Source organism: Paenibacillus sp. 01T424, from assembly GCF_056398745.1.
On the sequence record NZ_JBFTPZ010000080.1, the window covers coordinates 1 to 18,319 of the forward strand.

The 18,319-nt window shown below is 40.8% G+C and carries 18 protein-coding genes and 1 pseudogene; 5 read left to right on the forward strand and 14 right to left on the reverse strand.

Features of this window, described 5'->3' with window-relative positions; all coding sequences use genetic code 11:
• The 5 genes from AC1DPK_RS33205 to AC1DPK_RS33225 all read right to left on the reverse strand — a co-directional run.
• A partial coding sequence (locus AC1DPK_RS33205; protein ID WP_477512921.1) for an Ig-like domain-containing protein occupies positions 1-1,525 on the reverse strand: 1,525 nt, incomplete at its 3' end.
• A 128-nt stretch (positions 1,526-1,653) separates the two neighbouring features.
• Positions 1,654-2,793 carry a response regulator gene (locus AC1DPK_RS33210; RefSeq protein ID WP_477512922.1) on the reverse strand — a complete coding sequence of 380 codons (1,140 nt, stop codon included), beginning with the start codon at positions 2,791-2,793 and terminating at the stop codon, positions 1,654-1,656.
• Entirely contained in the window at positions 2,790-4,586 is a 1,797-nt protein-coding gene (locus AC1DPK_RS33215) for a sensor histidine kinase (protein ID WP_477512923.1), read from the reverse strand. The genes AC1DPK_RS33210 and AC1DPK_RS33215 overlap by 4 nt, the downstream gene beginning before the upstream one ends.
• 342 nt (positions 4,587-4,928) lie before the next feature.
• Entirely contained in the window at positions 4,929-5,600 is a 672-nt protein-coding gene (gene catA, locus AC1DPK_RS33220) for a type A chloramphenicol O-acetyltransferase (protein WP_477512924.1), read from the reverse strand.
• Positions 5,601-5,689: 89 nt separating this feature from the next.
• On the reverse strand, positions 5,690-6,328 hold the full coding sequence (locus AC1DPK_RS33225) for a hypothetical protein (protein ID WP_477512925.1): 639 nt from the start codon (positions 6,326-6,328) through the stop codon (positions 5,690-5,692).
• Between the two features lie 335 nt (positions 6,329-6,663).
• Here AC1DPK_RS33225 and AC1DPK_RS33230 point away from each other — a divergent pair, with 335 nt between their 5' ends.
• The gene (locus AC1DPK_RS33230; protein WP_339206055.1) at positions 6,664-7,248 is read left to right on the forward strand and encodes a TetR/AcrR family transcriptional regulator; all 585 of its coding nucleotides are present in this window, start codon (positions 6,664-6,666) and stop codon (positions 7,246-7,248) included.
• Between the two features lie 7 nt (positions 7,249-7,255).
• Positions 7,256-8,002, forward strand: a complete 747-nt coding sequence (map, locus tag AC1DPK_RS33235) for a type I methionyl aminopeptidase (RefSeq protein WP_430063759.1) — start codon at positions 7,256-7,258, stop codon at positions 8,000-8,002.
• Between the two features lie 517 nt (positions 8,003-8,519).
• Here the strand turns inward: map and AC1DPK_RS33240 are convergent.
• The 4 genes from AC1DPK_RS33240 to AC1DPK_RS33255 form a co-directional block, all read right to left on the reverse strand.
• Complete coding sequence (locus tag AC1DPK_RS33240) at positions 8,520-9,017, reverse strand: hypothetical protein (protein WP_477512926.1); 498 nt, start codon at positions 9,015-9,017, stop codon at positions 8,520-8,522.
• A gap of 4 nt (positions 9,018-9,021) precedes the next feature.
• The gene (locus tag AC1DPK_RS33245) at positions 9,022-9,276 is read right to left on the reverse strand and encodes a hypothetical protein (RefSeq protein ID WP_477512927.1); all 255 of its coding nucleotides are present in this window, start codon (positions 9,274-9,276) and stop codon (positions 9,022-9,024) included.
• A 284-nt stretch (positions 9,277-9,560) separates the two neighbouring features.
• Entirely contained in the window at positions 9,561-10,361 is an 801-nt protein-coding gene (locus AC1DPK_RS33250) for a hypothetical protein (protein ID WP_477512928.1), read from the reverse strand.
• A 221-nt stretch (positions 10,362-10,582) separates the two neighbouring features.
• Complete coding sequence (locus tag AC1DPK_RS33255; protein WP_477512929.1) at positions 10,583-10,909, reverse strand: hypothetical protein; 327 nt, start codon at positions 10,907-10,909, stop codon at positions 10,583-10,585.
• A 392-nt stretch (positions 10,910-11,301) separates the two neighbouring features.
• On the opposite strand from AC1DPK_RS33255, the gene AC1DPK_RS33260 reads away from it, so the two are divergent.
• Positions 11,302-11,382: a hypothetical protein gene (locus AC1DPK_RS33260; RefSeq protein WP_477512935.1), complete on the forward strand. Its 81-nt coding sequence runs from the start codon at positions 11,302-11,304 to the stop codon at positions 11,380-11,382.
• Positions 11,383-11,456: 74 nt separating this feature from the next.
• On the opposite strand, the gene AC1DPK_RS33265 is transcribed toward AC1DPK_RS33260, so the two are convergent.
• The gene (locus tag AC1DPK_RS33265) at positions 11,457-13,559 is read right to left on the reverse strand and encodes an S-layer homology domain-containing protein (RefSeq protein WP_477512930.1); all 2,103 of its coding nucleotides are present in this window, start codon (positions 13,557-13,559) and stop codon (positions 11,457-11,459) included.
• Between the two features lie 95 nt (positions 13,560-13,654).
• Positions 13,655-15,130: an O-antigen ligase family protein gene (locus AC1DPK_RS33270; protein WP_477512931.1), complete on the reverse strand. Its 1,476-nt coding sequence runs from the start codon at positions 15,128-15,130 to the stop codon at positions 13,655-13,657.
• A 459-nt stretch (positions 15,131-15,589) separates the two neighbouring features.
• Here AC1DPK_RS33270 and AC1DPK_RS33275 point away from each other — a divergent pair, with 459 nt between their 5' ends.
• Together AC1DPK_RS33275 and AC1DPK_RS33280 are read left to right on the forward strand one after the other, a co-directional pair.
• Entirely contained in the window at positions 15,590-15,856 is a 267-nt protein-coding gene (locus AC1DPK_RS33275; RefSeq protein WP_477512932.1) for a MerR family DNA-binding protein, read from the forward strand.
• A 66-nt stretch (positions 15,857-15,922) separates the two neighbouring features.
• Positions 15,923-16,161 (forward strand): annotated as a pseudogene (locus tag AC1DPK_RS33280) (YnfA family protein); the annotation flags it as partial.
• Positions 16,162-16,406: 245 nt separating this feature from the next.
• Here the strand turns inward: AC1DPK_RS33280 and AC1DPK_RS33285 are convergent.
• The 3 genes from AC1DPK_RS33285 to AC1DPK_RS33295 all read right to left on the reverse strand — a co-directional run.
• The gene (locus AC1DPK_RS33285; protein ID WP_477512933.1) at positions 16,407-17,312 is read right to left on the reverse strand and encodes an AraC family transcriptional regulator; all 906 of its coding nucleotides are present in this window, start codon (positions 17,310-17,312) and stop codon (positions 16,407-16,409) included.
• A 130-nt stretch (positions 17,313-17,442) separates the two neighbouring features.
• A complete protein-coding gene (locus AC1DPK_RS33290; RefSeq protein WP_477512936.1) occupies positions 17,443-17,841 on the reverse strand; it encodes a phosphotransferase-like protein in 399 nt (132 codons plus the stop codon).
• A 259-nt stretch (positions 17,842-18,100) separates the two neighbouring features.
• A partial coding sequence (locus tag AC1DPK_RS33295; RefSeq protein WP_477512934.1) for a phosphotransferase-like protein occupies positions 18,101-18,319 on the reverse strand: 219 nt, incomplete at its 5' end.

Consider the following 18,319-nt stretch of genomic DNA (forward strand, 5'->3'; position numbering starts at 1 on the left):
TTACGGAAATCACTTGAACAGGGATGGCAGGCTCATTAATTTCAATCGTTTTGGTTCCAAATACGGCACTGCCGTCAGCAGCCGTTGCTTTAACGGTAACTGTACCTGCTGAAACACCCGTCAATACTCCGCTTTTGCTGATTGTTGCTGTGCCTGTTCCGTTTTCAACAGACCACTCGATTGATTTGTCCGTTGCATTTGCAGGAGCAACGGTCGCGTCAACCGTTAACGTCTGACCAACCAGCACGCTGGAATCACCTGTTAACGTAATCGAGGATACAGGGACTTGGGCGGCTGTTATCGTAACAATAGTACTGCCAACAACTTCACTTTCATCGGTAGCTGTTGCTTGAACCGTTACTGTACCTGGATTGCCTGCAGTAAGCTCACCCGTTTCTTCGTCAATAACAGCTGTACCCGTCCCATCAATAACAGACCAAGCAACCTCTCGGTATGTTGCATCGCTTGGGGCTACAACAGCATACATTTGAAGTGTCTTGCCTGATTCGATTGTAGAAACCTCATCTTCCGCTGTTACAGATATTTTTTGAACAGGTATGACAGGTCCATGGATTTTAATCGTTGTTGTTCCATAAACGGTGTTGCCGTCAATAGCCGTAGCTTTAACGGTAACCGTACCTGCCGAAATACCCGCCAATACACCGCTAGTGCTGATTGTCGCTGAGCCTGTTCCGTTCTCAACTGACCATTTCACCTTTTTGTAAGAGGCGTCTACTGGCAATATATCCGCGTGCATAGCCAAAGTATCGCCAATAAGTAAGGAAGAAGCATCCCCTGCGCTGCCTACATTGATTGCTGCCACAGGTGTAGATTTTTTGTGAAAAGGATCATTCGTTATGAATTGAGAACCTGAATATAAAGAAAGAGGTGCATTATAAATTTCACTAATGCCCGATTTAATTTGGAAAGTGACCAATCCGTTAACGGTGTACCACGAGTAACCCTCGTCTACCGTATTCGTCCTCGTATAAAAATTACCATTATTCTGGTCGCTTGGGTCTATGTTATAGAAGGTTAAAGCTGTATCTGCGGAATATGCAAAAATTTCCGTGCGATCATCCACAGGCTTGCCATCGGTATCATAAACAGCAAAGGTTACGCTTATATACTCGGGTTGACTCTGAACAACTACTGGTGAATTATTTAACTTGACATAGCCTACGGGAAGCTTGGGTTTACTTGCCGAAATACCACTAACAGTAACATAACCTCCTCCGCCATAACTCATGTTTGGAACCCAGCTCACCACACCGTCGCTTACGTATCCACCTACAATGGATTGCGTGCTATTCGTAGCAACAGTAACGTCGTTTTGGTTCGGCAATAGGTTGGGTGCCTGAACGACATCGCCATTCGAATATCTGATGTATGCATACTCTGCCTCACTTAACCTTTCCGAGTTAAAATTAATGGTGACTTGGCTTGTTTTGATCACACATCCGCTTAACAGACTCAGAATTAAAACCGAAACTAAAAATAAATTGCGTATTGAAAATCGTTTCATGTTAACTTATCTCCTCATCTCTATAGTTAGATCCATTATATCCAAGCCCAATGACGGCAAAATGACAAACTTCGACAAAAGCAAAAAAAGCCCCTATTATTTTAGGAGCCTTTCATATCTACTCATTCTTATTTATCCAGCTCGGACAGCAGACTGAAATATAAATCAGCAACCTCGCGGGAGGGTTTTATACCGATCTCTCTATGCAGCGTGTCTTCGTATTGCCTATATTGCCGGGTCAACGCTTCCTTGTTCTCTTGCAAAGCCAAAGCTTTCATAAGCAGCAAAAAGGATTGTTCGTCTAGTTCATTGCGCGACACGAGCTTCATTAACAACCTAATAGCAGCATTCGTCTCGCTCTTATTTAACAAAGCCATGCATAATCGCTGGGTAAAGGAGGTGTACAGCAACGAAAGACGCTCAATCTCGTTCCAAGCCCATGCAAAAGTGTGATCCCCAAATAAGTCCCCTGCGTACAACTGCTCTAGTGCAATCGCCTCTTCCAGATTCGTCTCATCCACGACTGACATTTTTCTACAGCCTTCTTCAAAGCTTACAAGGTCTACACTCACCTCACTCAGACTAAGGGCGTAGTGGTTGCTGTCAGAATGCAAATTCTCTCTCAGGCCAAATGGATCTAATACCTTCCGCAGCTGATAGACGGTCGTATTCAAGTAAACCTCAGCATTCTTTTGTGGCATGTCGCCAAACAGCTCTTCGATCAGTCTTGCTCTGGATATCAGCCTTCCTTTATGCATAAGCAAATAGCCAAACAGTTCCGCGCTTTTGCTTGATTTCCATTTCGCCCTTATACCCTGCGTGCTTTGAATATCTATAACACCTAAGCAGTTAAACCTCGTCTCATTTAAAGGCGCCGCCCACTCCCCTTGTCGCAAGTGCTCTTTACGCAACTCAGCAAACGCTCTTTGCAGCGTTTTTTTAAGTCTTTCCAGCACAACCGGCTTTACGATGTAGTCGAAGGCATAAACATCAAAGGCAGGCAAAGCATATTCTTTGTGGGAGGTCAGGAACACGATCTTTATCTCTCTTCCGACCTCTCTTAATCGTTCGGCAAGCTCGAGCCCAGTTTCCCTCGGCATGCTTATATCCAGAAACACCAAGTCTACATCATGATTCATCAGGTAAGAAAATGCTGTTTCTGTCTCCGTGAAGCTGCCTGTAATTTCCACTTCCACAGATGTCTTTGCAAGCATCCGTTTCATAATTAAATGCATCGCCTTCTCGTCATCAATAAGGATAACCTTCAACCTGCGCTCGCCTCCAAGCTGCTTCGTCTGAATGCATGTGCAGATGGCGTAGGAACGGAGAAGTAGAAGGTACTTCCTTGCTCAGAACTATCGAACCAAATGTCTCCACCATTTAAACGAACAAATTCCCTGCATAACGTAAGTCCCAAACCGACGCCCCGTTCTCCTGCTGTTCCTGTTGATGACACCGGATAACCTTCTAGTAGCAGTGAGCTGGCCTGTTGTGGCGATATGCCGTCTCCAGAATCACTTACAGAAATAATTAGTTTATCGGCTTGATGTTCTGCTTTTAACCGGATCGTGCCGCCGATGTTGGTAAATTTAACGGCATTGGACAATAAATTTCGGACGATCAAATCCAGCATTTCTTTGTCGGCTAGCACAAACGTATCCTTCGGTATTTCCGATATCAATTGGATTTTTTTACTCTCGCAGCGAACCGCCAATAACCGGATGCAGACCTGTACGGTATGGTTTATGTCTCTCTCCACTGGGTTAAATACCATGCCTTCGCGTTGGCTTCGGAACCATTCCAGCAAGCTCTCTACCAGTGCAAAAGTATTTTCAATTTGCTGTCCCATTTCATGGACGATTTCCTCATGCTCTCCGCCGTAGCCTTGCAACTCGTCCTCCATGAGCTCCATCAAATTGATGAGCACCGCCAGCGGATCACGAATATCATGAGCGACTACGTTAAACATTCGATCCTTGAACATGTTTAGCTCGCTTAGCTGACGGGCATTATCAAGCAGCCGCTCCTCTGAACGCACCATTTCCGTAACATCGCTTAACAAAAACATTTTGCCGGCAGGCTTCTGGTTCTTATCACTAATCAAGGACATATGCACATTATAATAGGGTTCATCCGCTTGACCCGAAATTTGAACCTTGCTGTTCAAAGAAGGCCCTTGCATGATTTTCTCCAACAGCAATGGATATTGCAAAAAGACTTGCGTTGCCGGCAACCCGATCCACTTATTATTTATCCCTTTAATAACCTGCTTGCTGGATTGGTTAAAGCTAGTTAGTGTATTTTCCAAATCAAAAATAATTACCGCATCCTGCATGGATGCGAACACCTTTTGCAGCGCTAAGGGCGCTAGTCTAAGCATGTTAAATTGATAAATCCCCCACATGTAGAAGATTCCTGAGAAAATAAAACCAAATGGGGAGATATCAATTGGCATATAAATGACATTGCTTAAATAAATAAGCGTAAATCCAAAAGGCCCCCATGATCCAATGATCATAAAAGCGATTTGTTTCTTCATGCGAGATGTCGCTTTTAGAAACATTTCAACCATTAATCCCATGCCTACTACAAAGAAGGAATACGAATAGTAGACATGCAGCTTGTATAAAGGTCCTTTCTCCGTCGTTACCAGCGGAAAGCCCTCTGAGTAATTCAAAGTCATGCTTTTATAAAATAAATGATGCCAATCGTTCGTATAATGAGCTACAAAGGTAATGGAAGGAACAATCATCAGCAGCGCTACTACCCATTTTCGAACGAGCGCTTGCCTTCCCGTATATTGCAGCACCATTATAATCCATAGAATAGTGCCGAATGGGATGCCTAGATATTCAATTCGAAGCCAGAAGCGTATATGCTCTAAATCGGTGCTAACAATTTCAAAAGCATATCCGAAAGTGTACAATGAACCCGTCAACATGCCTAGCCCATAACTAATTGCAATAGGCAGCTCTCTTCTTTTCCAAGAGAGATAACACAGCATTAGCGAGCAGCAGGTAGCCGCCATCAGCAATGCTGATAAATATAAATTGTAGCTCATAGATGTTAGCCCCCGTGCTTTATGTACTCTCTCGTTATGTTTCTCTTATGTTAGCAGATGAAGTTGTAAAAACATATATTGCCGCAGCAAAAAATTACATAAAACACTATTTTTTATTATTAAAAATTCGAACCCTAAAAAGCCCATTAGGTAAATTTTACCTAATGGGCTTTTAGCTCGCTGTAGTCGGTTACGATTACCCCAACGATTTTAATGCGCCGCTCCAAAAACAAGAGCTTCACAACCGCACAACTGACCGGAAAGGCTACCGGCACTGGATACCTCTTATACAGAATATTTCCACCACCACTTGCAAGTAAAAAAATAAGCTATAGTTACCCGTTAGCTGAATGCGGTATAGTTTGGCAACCATTCCGTACAAGCATCTGCACGTAATTGTAGCTCATTATACAGTATCCCGGCATGGTAACCGTCACAAACGGCATGGTGGAATTGTCCTGATAATGGCAACAGTATTTTTTCGTCAAACTGAAAATATTTCCCCATTGTAAAGATGGGTAGTAAATAGGTTCCCTCATTATAGATGTTCAGGTTAAATCCAGTGAAACTGACCCAAGGAATGCTGGAAATAGGGAAAGTGCCCGGTGGTTCGTTTGTTTTAGCGGCAAATTGTTTAACACTTCCATACTTTTTCATATCATCAAGATAACGACTGTAGAAATCATTAAAATCTTCACTGTACAAAGTCCATATGCTTGAAAAAGTCTTATCACCATCATGGAAAATTGTAAAGCTAGGAGATAAACTATCCCAATAACCTAAAGTCCCATCTGCATGAAAACATGTGCGAAATTCATCGTGGCGGTTTACCACCGTAGTTATCATGTGGATTAGTGCTGGATACAGCTTAATCTCCCGACTCTTAAGTTCTTTCAGCAGCCGGGAAATGTCGATATTTGCCGTCATGCTAAAAGTGCATCTGACATTGTTTAAATAATGCTCAAAATAGGGTTTTCTACTCCAGTTATCAATGACAATCGGATTGAATTTCATTTATTATAACCTCCTAAAATGATTACTTTTTTCGTTTTAGGAGGTTTGATCCACTGCTTTAACCATATCCTCATCACAATCCCAACAAATTATTTTTCTACTGCCAGTTTTGAGAGAACCCGATCCATTTCATCAAAATGTTCTTTGTCGCTTGAAGCATAAATCAAATCAAAACTATCGTTATTTTTCAACACTGTTATTATGCTGTCATTGTCATTCCCATAAAATTCGATGCCAATCCAATGCCGAAAGGAAATACCTTTATTATTAAAATGTTCACGAATAAAATCCAAGTCGGTTTGTTCAATAGAATAGAACGATTCACAGCCGTATTCAAGAGCGAATACGCTTTGCAAATAGGCCATAGCATGAAAAAAATCGGTCAATGTTTCAAAATCCTTTTCCCATACCTTTTCATCGTAACTCATATAAACAGGGGGATTGGACTTGAATAAATCGTTCTTATGGATTCCCCAAACACAGACACGTTGATTCTCGTAATAAAAAATTAAATATTCGCTATGTTTGAAGTATTGAAGTTGCTCGGGTTTGATCAAATGATCTTGCGTATGACTCAGCCGCTCGTCTTTACCGAGTTCCAAATAATAATCAATTAACACCTGAGGCAATTCACCAAAATTATTGTTAATCGTTTGTATCTCGCCATGACTAAACCCATTTCGTTTCGTAATATGAAACAGCTTTTTAATCATTGCAAAATCAGTCATCCGCATCACACCTTATCCTTGTACAATACTCCATATATCCTCTTATCTGCATTTCTTCGTACAATTCTTTAGTGAAATATTTTATTCTTTCCTCTTAATCTCATTTCGCTGACTCACTAAGTATACGGCTTGTAAATCTCTTTTGTTGCACTAACGTTCCCATTAGTTTAATAAAAGACTTGCCGTTAACATGACTAAAAAATCAAAAAACCGAATTTTTTTAACTGTAAGTATATGGACGTTATGAATATAAAAATGTTGCGAATAAGTGCCAATTGCGTTACTATGTTTATATCGACAAATTTGCAGGTCTATACAAGGAGGTTCACACACCCATGTGCCCCCGCACCAAAGAACAAAACGAGCTCATCCGCATGCAGCGCAAGGAACAAATCCTGGACGCCGCCGCGCGCACCTACTTCCACACGGGTGGCAGCTTTGATATTCGCGACGTCGCCCGCGAAGCCGAGCTCGGTTACGGCACGGTATACCATTATTACCCCAACCGGCATTTATTAATAGAAGATGTGTTGGGCAGCGGCTTCGAGCGATGCGAGCAAGCCCTGACAGAATGGGCAAACACCTGTGTCGACAGCCCGGATAATAGGCAGCTGTTGACTTATTGCAAGGCACTGCTCCGGCTGTGGCAGTCGGACGCCCGCGCATATCTTGTCTACAAAATGGCGGCGGAACATTATACAGGTTTGCCCGCGAAGGATCAGCACCCCACAAAGAGACGATTCATGGAACGGCTGTATGTTCCGCTCCAATCGATCGCCCAGCGTGAAGACGACAGCGTCGACCATATGCTTGCCGTGCTGGTCGGCTGCTGTGGACTGCACTACTATGCGGGCACTTCCGAGCTGGACGTCGATCGAATCGCCAAGCTAGCGATGCAAGCTATTACGAAGGAGTCCTGATACGAACATGGTCATATTAAAAAGCAAACATGAAATCGAGGCCATCCGCAAGGCATGCCAAGTGGTGGCCGAATGCCATCGCACGATCGCCTCGCTCATCAAACCGGGAATCACAACAAACGAGATTGAGCGCATCTTCGAGGACATTATCTTGAAGCATGGCGCCAAGCCCTACACAAAGGGCTACAAGGGCTATCAATATGCGACCTGTGCATCCGTCAACGACGTGATCGCGCATGGCTTCCCTAGCGATAAGCCTCTTGAGGAGGGCGATATCGTGACGATCGACACGGTCGCAGAGCTCGACGGCTGGCTCGGCGATTCGGCCTGGAGCTATGCAGTCGGGAACATCTCGCCGACGGCCGAGAAGCTGATGCGTGTCACGAAGGAATGCCTTGACATCGGCATCTCGCAGGCGCAGCCCGGCAATCGGCTCGGCGACGTGACGAGCGCCATCCAGCGGCATGCCGAATCGAACGGCTTCGGCGTCGTGCGCGACCTTCTCGCGCATGGCATCGGCCGGGATCTGCACGAGGAGCCGAACTATATGCATGTCGGCAAGCCCGGCAAAGGCCTCCGCATCAAGGAAGGCATGGTGTTCACGATCGAGCCAATGATCACCGAAGGCACCTACCACATGACAATCGATTCGGACAACTGGACCGCACGGACGCTGGACCGCAAGCTCGCCGCCCAATACGAGCATACGATCGCCATCACGGCTGAAGGTCCACAAATCCTGACCGCACAATAGAATAATTAGAGGTCGACCACGCGATGGTCGACCTTTTTTTACGTATTCGGCATAGCATCTTTCTACATCCGATTCAAGCCGAAGCAGGATCGTGATGAGACTGCTAGCCTGGGCACAATCTCATGCCAGTACGATGAATTCATCTCCGGCGAACCACGCGAAAAAATCGAAAATGCCAACTGAATCGGACTATAACCTGGCCAGATGAAGCAATGCAAGGTCTCCCACTTGATGGCCATTGGTGTCGTTAATCTAGCAATTCTGTCCTTTATTGCAACTGTGGTCCCTAGTCCCATTGTGTTATTCTACCGGTTAGTTTAATAAAAGACGTGCTCTTAACATAACTAAAAAATCAAAAAACCCGACCTCACGAGGTCGGGTTTCTTCATGGTATTGGTGGAGGCGAGGGGGATCGCCCCCCTTTATATACAGAATTTTTTCTCAGTGCATTCTCATGTTAGAAATATAGTACTGCTGCATAGCTCACTGAACTAATGTACCTGTTAGTTTAATCACTTCATTTCATGGATTCCGCAATTTTAATTAAATCGTTAACTGTAAATTTTTTCTTTAAATATTTCTTATTACCGATTGCCACAGTGTAGTGCATTCCTTCTTTTTGAAATCTTATTTCATAACCTAAGTCGAACTTTGTTCTATATAGAATTTTTGTTCCATCTTTCAGTGTATGAAATTGGCCGTTTGTCCCTTTGTACCTCTCCAACCCCCAAGTTACAGGTTTGATTTGAATCTGAAGGAAACCCTTTATAGACTCGTTTCGATATAATAGTACCAACCGCTCATGTTCATACTCAATATGTCCATCAAAATGGGTAATTTCAAACGGATATTCTGTTGGTACAAGCACTTTTCTTTGATACAAATTATGATAATCTTTGAGAAGCCTCACTTCGTCCATTAATGGGTTTGCACCATCAAACAGAGTTCTTATTTTTGTGATTTTATTATCTTCGACCGTTAGTTCCCAAATTAGTGCGAGTCGTTCACCACCCAACACTTCATCCCAAAAAGACCTTTATATTTTCAGTCGGAGATGTGACCAATTGATAACTCTTTATTAGGGAATTTTCACTAATCTCTGGTATTGTGACTCCTTTCGCAAGGTATTTTTGAGCTAGAGCATTTTCCTTTCTTACAATAGCTTGTACAAATTTTACTGAAGTATCTGAATCGTCATAAGCCATTACTAATGGTAGCGAGGAAAATATTCCAGCAAACACCACTAGAAAAATTAGCAATTTTTTCATATTCATACACAATCACCTCTCTGGTTAACATTTCCATGCTGGAGATTTTTATGTAGGAAGCTGGGCTACTCAAGACAAATTTCCGCAAGCCTATCCTTTAACTTAATAAAATGAGCAGGCAACCTCAGTGCCTGCTCATCAATGTGTGGTATTCAAGTATCGTTTCCCGTTAGCGCAATGATCTTAAGTGACCGAAGGGAACAGCCACGATGCGGTTAGGGAGTGAAGGGTTGTCCGCCTAGTTCCTCTTCCTTGAGAACCATCGGGCAGCCCGCAGAGTGAATGTGGTGTTATGCGATCGAATCTGTGGAAGCAACCAACTCACTTCCCAATATCATAGAAACCAATAGAGCAAATTTATTAATCTCATTATCTGGAATCGCAGACACTAACTCCTTAAAACTATCTTTTGCCATCTCTAGATTTTCTGATATAGGTAATAATCTAATATTACGCATTAACAGTTCCATATCATCATTAAGTAATTCTGCTTCCTCTCTAGAAATCAAATTATCACTATAACTTCTTTCTATAACCTGAAAGCACTCATTGTTTTGACCATTCTTCAAGTATGCCATTGTTAGCTTTCTTATAACTAAGTATGATTTATCATATTCTAAATATTTATTCAGTATTTGTATTCGATATTTAGGTGGTAATACACTTAATATTGTTGGCGCCCATTTACTTGGTCCATTATTATGAAAACCATATACCTTGAAATATGATACGAACATCTCCACTGAGAAATTCGATACAGCCTCTAATGAAAACTCAATATTATTTTCAGTAATATTGGCTTCCGAACCTTCATGAGCACCCATATTTCCAATTTTCTTTGCATCAATTAGGTCGGATACAACTTTGTTATCGAGAAACTCTGTGGCTATCAATAACTTTTTATGTAACGTATATCCATTCCATTTCTCTTTAATATCTGACGCAACAAATTCATATATCATCGAATCAGCAATTCTCTCAAGACATAATCTAATATCTATAGTTCTATAATACAAATCATTTTGTGAATTCATCGCCTTTTTAAAATAACTTGCTGCAATGGGTACGATTAGTGGTATCTCTTTATTCATAATATTTCCTCCATTATTATCCTTTAGAATTTCCCTATTATACTAATAAATTCTTTTACATAACAGTTTTTCATGAACTTCGCAGAAACAAAAGATATTATTAGTATAATTGGCTATAAAAATGGTGGGCCTTTTAATTGTAACTATCCTGCCCGTTATCTTAATAAGATGAGCAGGCCAACTCAGCACCTGCTCATCAATACGTTATTCAACTATCGTTCTCAGTTAGCGTAATCCTTTTTCGATGTGAAACCTTTTAGCTTCAAGTATTTATCCATAGAGAAGTCGTAATTAATCCATTTTTCTTGGTAACCTTTCCGTCCATGTTTCTTTAACAATAATTCAAGTGTTTGAACTACTGCCCTTGTAAATTCCAGAATAGAACCAGTTTCATCAAGTTCAATAACTTGCTTTTTCTTGTTACGTAAATCTACAAAAGACATAATTTGTACACGTAGGGAATCATCATTAATCTTACTTAATGTCCAAACGGTTCCACCAGGCTCCTCGTTCCATTCAAATTGAGTCTCTGAAACCCCTGAAGTCACTTATGTGTTTGACCGTGGCTACATCGACTATGCCGCATTCGATCGCTATTGCAAGAGTGGTATCTATTTCGTGATCTTCATGATAAATCCATCGTCGCCTATGTATTAGGGGGTTCTAATAACAATCCACTTGTATTCCAAACGTTGAAACTGGCCCTGCAAGCAGCCCAAGAAGCATCCCCCATGCTTCTAGCGTCCGAGGCTACCAATACACCTCCTTGGCCTTTAAGGAGCACTTGGATGACAACAAAATAAACCAGAGTATGTCCCGTGTTGGGCGATGCATTGATAACGGTCCAATGGAATCTTTCTGGGGGACACTAAAATGCGAGAAGTATTATTTAAACACATACCACACTTTTGAGGAACTTTAGAGGGACATCGAGGCTTACATTCATTTTTACAACAACGAACGATTACAAGCAAAACTAAACGGCCTCAGTCCAATGGAAAACAGGACTAAGGCCGCCTAATTATTTATATTTGTACTGTCTACTTGACGGGGTGCAGTTCAGTATCAAGCATTTCTACTTCGTTTGACGTTTTGTTAATTCACAAACAAGTTATAAATCGCTTTAGCACTCTCAGCACGAGTCAGTTGCGCTTGAGGTACAAATTCATTCTCGGTACGTCCTCGAATGATTCCAGCTTCTTGAGCCGCATCAATGGAAGGCAGCGCCCATTTTGAAGCCTCGCTACGATCAATAAATGTGGAATTAGCTGCCTCACCTAGCTTTGTATTAGTTCTCAATTCATAAGCACGCACTAACAACACAGCCATCTCTTCTCTCGTTATTTTCACATTGGGAGAAAAATTGCTTGGCGAAACACCTTGGCTAAGTCCTGCTTGACTGGCTGCTGCTACTGATTCAGCATACCATGCACTAGCACTCACATCTTTAAAAGCTGCTGGTCCACTAGCTTTAAGACCAAGTGCTCTTACAAGCATAGATGCAAACTCAGCGCGTGTAACATTTGCTTGCGGCGCATAATTATTACCGTCTACACCTTCAATAATATGTTTGGCAGACATCACCTTAATAATGTCCGATGCCCAATAATCATCGGCCACATCTTCGTAAGATTTCGAATATTCAAGAACGGCATATTGGCTGAAATGAGTGAGATCCGCTTGAATTTCTGCCCCGTTCACTTTGCCGCCAACATATTCCAGATTACCATCAACAGAAATATAATAAACGCCTAACAATTGTTTATTTGCATTTTCATTGATTTTAAAATTCACTTTAATGGGATTGTCAAACGTACTCATCGGTGTTTTCTTTCCGTCTTTGGTGATAACCGACAGGGAGAAGTCAAATACATCTCCTGCTCTGGTAAGGCTTGCTGATGTCTGATCTTTTGCTTTATTCAGTAAAACGGAAGCTGAAGCTTCTGCCACAATACTAATATCAAATTCAATTTGAGCCCCTTCAAGCTGGTCTGCCGGAAGCAGCTGTTGAAGCTTATCAAGAACCTTTGCTGGAATCTCTACAGAAATGTTATCACTGGTTAGACGAAGCTTATTTTCTCCAAGTACCTCTGCTGCTTTAATTGGAAGCAAAACCTGAGGTTTGTCTTTAGACACGGTAATAGCAACAATACCGTCCTTGCTCCCCTTCAAACTATCCACATCCACTACTTGTTTTCCTTGGTTCGGATCAGGTATCACGCCGCCAATTCCACCTGAAGGAGGGGAAGGTGGGGATACAATGGCTGAGGCAAAGGTAATATTGTTGAATTTAGCAATGTTTTTTCGGTTTATATAATGGTGGACCTCACCAGTCTCACTACTCGTATAACTTACATGCTCCCCATAAGCTATGCTTGCATAGTATTCTCTCCCAGCACTCGCAATCTGAATTTCATCTCCAGCACTTAAACTAGAAAGCTTTAACTCGTATGTTTTACCTTTAACAAGTGGTTCAGCAAACTGAAGTCCGAACATATTGTTTAATACAGGTAAGCCGTCATAATAATAATAGTTGTTAAAAGGATATAGCGCTTCAGCATAAACGCTTTGATTGACGCTAATGTCAGTCAATGAAAAATCATTTGCCGTTGTATTCAAAGGATTATAACTTATCCTATTGCTATCCATTCTGCTATTTGGAAGTGAAATAACAATAGAATCATATCCCGATTCTTCTGGAGTAAAAGTGAACAACTTATCGTTACTCACCAAAAACGTATTCTCCTTCTTTCCAGAAAAGCCTTCTTCCCCTTTCATCCGATAAGTATCTAAATCTACAGGCTTATCCGTATATACATAGTAGTTATACTCATTTCTACTTGCATTAAAAACCGTACCGTCAATCCCTTCTGTAATTCTAAGTTCTTTGGTCGTATCCGAGCCAACATATTTGCTGAAATGTACCCACTCGTAAGGGATATTATTATCATCGTACAATGTATTAGAGAATTCTGATACTTTTCCGTCCATAGATTCGACAGCACCCGATTCATCGATTCTCTCTACTTTGATATTATCAGGGTCTGCAGTGTATATCCCCCCAGATAACTCCCCTGTACGTTCATCGTAATGAAAAACCATGTAAGCCGCTGCATAAGAAAGTACCGGTGCCAGCATAGATAATAGTATTAAAGAAACCAAAGACAAACTAACCTTTTTACGGAATGAACTGTTCACTTAACCGCCCCTAAAATAGAATTTTTTAACATAACCTATTAATTTTATCAAAAAATATTGTCGAAATCTAGGCTGTTATGAAATGTTTATCTATCTTACTGTAAATCTTTAAATAAATCTGTATATAGTTCTTTTGGAGGAACCATCTGTATCGCCCTCATAAGCTCTGATTCTGCCTTTTCATAATAACGAGTATCACCAGTCTCATTGCCCATTCGTATGTATAGCTTTGCCTTTTCGTATATGATTGTGTTTGACCACGGGACAGCTCTTCCCGCCTGCTCAAGCAGTTTTTCCGCATGATTCCAATCCCTTTGCTTAATTGCTTCCATGCCTTTTTCCTTCAGCTGATAACCAACACCTATCCACGTAAAAAAAGACAAGAGTATAATCACTGTTGGGACAGCAACTATGTATTTTATTTTAATCCATTTTATTTCAATTGTTTGCTGAGGTATCAGTAAAATCAAACCTATTAACAACATATTGAGATAAGGATAAGTTAAGTCAAAATCGAACCCCGCATGCAGCAGCATTATCGTAACCATTATGATAATTCCCTTTTGCAAAGGCTTGTCGATTATCTCACTCGTTTTCAATTGAACAAGAGCATTCTTGTAAAAGAATACAATGAACGCTAAAAAAGCTAGACCACCAGGTAGCCCAACATCTAGAAAAACCTGAATATAATGGTTATGTATAAATTTTACATAATATCTTTGTGACTGATAGGCTTGCTGCAGCAATGCCCACCCTCCTCCGCCTGTTCCCCCAAAAGCATAATCCATAAACATTCGAATGCTGTCTTTCCAATAAACGAATCGAATTTGAAACTCCGATGTTTTCGCTTGTATACTTGAAACACGATTGAGAAAAAACCAAATATCCTGTTTTACTAGCATTGCAATCATTAATCCTAGAAGATGTGCTGACGAGAGACTTATCAGTATCTTTTTCTTTCGAGTGATAGGAATAACAATAAGCATCATGATTACCGAGACGAGCCATAATACCCATACTGATCGAGAGAATGTCATTAACAGTCCAACGACATTGATTGTCATAAGGAATACATGCTGTTTTGACTTCTTCATTGCAATCGCCAAAATGCTAATAAGTATACATACTAAAAGTAAAATTGCCAATGCATTGGCATATTGAAGTAATGATTCCAATCTGCCTTCACGCTGCAAATGGAAGACGAGGCCAACGAGTACCAAAAAGCTCCCAACCCAAGGTAATCGATAAAGAAGCTTTACAAACTGCTCTTGAGATATGAGTGATAACATGAAAGATAGCGGTACTACACTCGAAATTCTGGATGCTTCTATTATGGCTGCCTCAGTATCAACGGCGTATAGAACTGAAACCCAATAACATAAAGCTATACTAATAATCAAAAAATGCGCCTTTGTCATTATAAGCGGAGTYTTATTAAACAACACAAAAAGGAAAGCAACGTAACCACACGCGTTCATAATTAAGAAATTTGATTCAAAAATAAATCCAGTGAAAATGGTGCCGCTAACAAAGAAAATTAATACTATAATATAAGAAAAATTTCCAATCATTCCTTAACGCTCCGTATCATTAGTTATTTATCCTTCTAAATTCTATCATTTATTTGGATTTCCTGTTCGTGTTTTAGTAAACTAACCACCACTTGTTCTAGAGAACTAATGTGGAATACAAATATACATAAAAATCTGATCTAGCAAACGGGAGGAATTGAATGTGGGGAACAGCTCATTCTTATCAATGAAATTAGATGTATTGCAATAGAAGTATGATCAAAGGTATATGAACCTCCTGGATTAGCAATCGAAACTGGCGGTAAAAGGGGGGGATATAGTATTGGAGTTGTGCGTTCTTTAGATGTCTTTGGAAGAATTGTATTTCCTAAAGAAATGCGAATCCGATTTGGTATACATGAAAGTGATATGCTTGTGTTCTATATTGATAAACACAATTTATTTCTTTTGACAAGCTCCCAATTCTTACTTAGCTGATCGAACGGAAGAATTGGATTATTGCCAGCGCCGGAACGAATAAACGGTCAACGCCGCTTTGCCGAAAAGCTAATTGGGCGAATCACATTCATTAAAATTGCGCAGCAAACCAGCTTTACGATTCAAGAAATCATCGTTCTGCTCGAAGGTTTCGAAACGCTTCCACCATCAGAGCGATGGGAGGAAATGGCGCGAGAAAAACGTGAGGAGTTGGAAGAGAAAAAGAAACAAATTAACCCCATGATCCAAATTTTAGATGATGGATTGAACTGTAAATGCCTAACCTGATCAGAGTGTTTTGATAAAATAAAAACCACCGGTACTTGTTCATAGTGTAAGGAGAAATCTAATTTGTTGTTAACTATCTCAATTTTCATCGTTGCAGGACTTGCCGAAATTGGTGGAGGTTATCTTGTTTGGTTATGGCTACGCGAATCCAAGCCAATATGGTATGGAATTGTAGGGGGATCATCCCAACGGTACAGAGCTTCCCATCATTTGGACGAGTCTATCCAGCATACGAAGGAGTATTCGTTATACTTGCTGTGTTGTGGGGATGGCTGGTCGATAAAAAAACACCCGATATGTACGATTGGATCGGAGCCGCTGTTTGTGTTGTAGGTGTCTCCATTATGCTTTGGGCACCTAGRAGTTAATACGTTATTCTGCCCGTTAGCTTAACAAAGAAAGGGAGCAGCTGCCACGTAGCACACTGCTCCTTATTTGTTCAACTATAGTTCTCCGTTAGTTTAATGAACCATGCTGAAATGATCCTTGTGCGATCTTCGAGTTAAAAACATGCAGTGACCGGTCATGTCGGCAGCCGCGTTTTTCCATTCTATCCCTCGACCCTATACCATAGTTCACAATATTCGTAGCCATCTACGCTTGTACCATACATCTCGAAGTTGCCGCCATCTAAAATCGTAAATGTTGATGTTTGCAGCCATTCCGAAAATATCCGATTCTTCAAAGACCGCAAATCATACTTGCCGCTGCCATTCCCATCATGTAAAGTTGAAAATACTGCCCACGTGGATGGTGGAACATCAACAACTGTATATCCATTCACCTTGCTATCGACCGCTTTGTAACACCCAATCAGATAAGGGAACGTCGTATTGTTTGTGAATTTATAGGAATCGAATGAAAAGACAGCTCCAAGTTCCTTGCTGAAATTGCCTTCGTCTCTCCAATCCCCGCTAACCGACTGGGATAAACGATCCAACTCACCATTACTGCTGATGGTTTGCCAAACATCGGGGATCGATATGCCCTCCTCATTCGCAATAGTGTCGTAATGGTAGATATCCTCCAGCCCATAAACTTGAAAAGCATCCCGTTTTTCAATCCGATAATTCATTCCAACAACTCCCTTTAATATGATTTGAAAGGAGATGCGAGGAAAGGCTCTTAATTCACTTTCAGCATTTCGCGCTAATGTAGGCGTCATTCCATGTAGATTTTGAAATGCTCGTGAGAATGATTCAGGTGTTTCATATCTGTACTTCAAGGCAATATCCGTCACAGTGTTTTTTCTGTTCTTTAAATCAAATGCAGCAAGCGTCAGCCTTCTACGCCTGATATATTCGGACAATGGGACTTCAAGTACAAATGAAAACATGCGTTGAAATTGGTAAACTGAACATAAGGCGATTTTAGCGATTTGGTCGTAATCAATATCTTGTTCTAAGTTGTCTTCGATATAGCTGACAGCTCGATTCATTCGCTCTAGCCATTCCACGGCAATCCCTCCTTTCGTAAGAAGCATATCATCCGGTAGTTTATGTCGCCTGACTTTCCGTGCAAGATAATATCAGGTGGTAATCATCCGTATACAGAAGTCCTGTTTCCTAAATTGATTCCAGTCTTTATTAGTTTGAAGCGTCAAGTAATATTTTCCCACTCAATTTTTCCCTGTCTCCTCTAAGTTGTTCTCTTCTAGCAAGTTCTTCCTTTGAACATTTAACTACTACGAATATGACAGGGTGATCCGATAATAATTCAATACAAGTATTGAACCATTTGTCATTACCTATAACAGAATCTAGAACTACGTTGTTTCCCATCGCTGAAAATAGTTTTATTGTCGAGTAGTATAATGAAATCAACGGATATGTAAGAATTTGATTTACTAATTGTCCATCCTCTGCACCATTTGTTTCAATACTCGGATAGGTACTGTTAATGTAATCTTTATAACTATGAAATAGCCCATTAATAAAATTATCAATTGATATATGTTGAAATGGGATATATTTTGAGATAATAATTCATTAGATATAATGTCTTTCCAGAACTTGAAGTTCCATTAAGAAGAACTATAATCCCTGGCTTCAATTGAATCCGCCTTTCATAATTTTATTTTTGCGTATCTTTCAGCTAACAGTGTATTTACGAACTTAACGAAAATTATCAATTTTGAAGTATTCGCGAAGTTATTGAACAATCCTGCCCGTTAGTGTAATGAAGCATCCAATCATTGTGGTCGGCTGCTTTCGTTTTTTTATAAAACAAACGTTCCCCGATAGCTTAAACCTCGGACCTATCAAATAAATACTTTATAATTGAATCTGCACATTCTTCTGAGGAATTTATGTGTGTATTGACAGTACAATTGTATTGTATATCTTTGGCCATAATATTATTTTGCCACTCAGATTGGTCTTCAGTTCTATCTCCACGTTCAATATTTCTTTGGCGACAAATGTCTAAAGGACAAAAAACTTCGACAATATAGAAAGGATACCC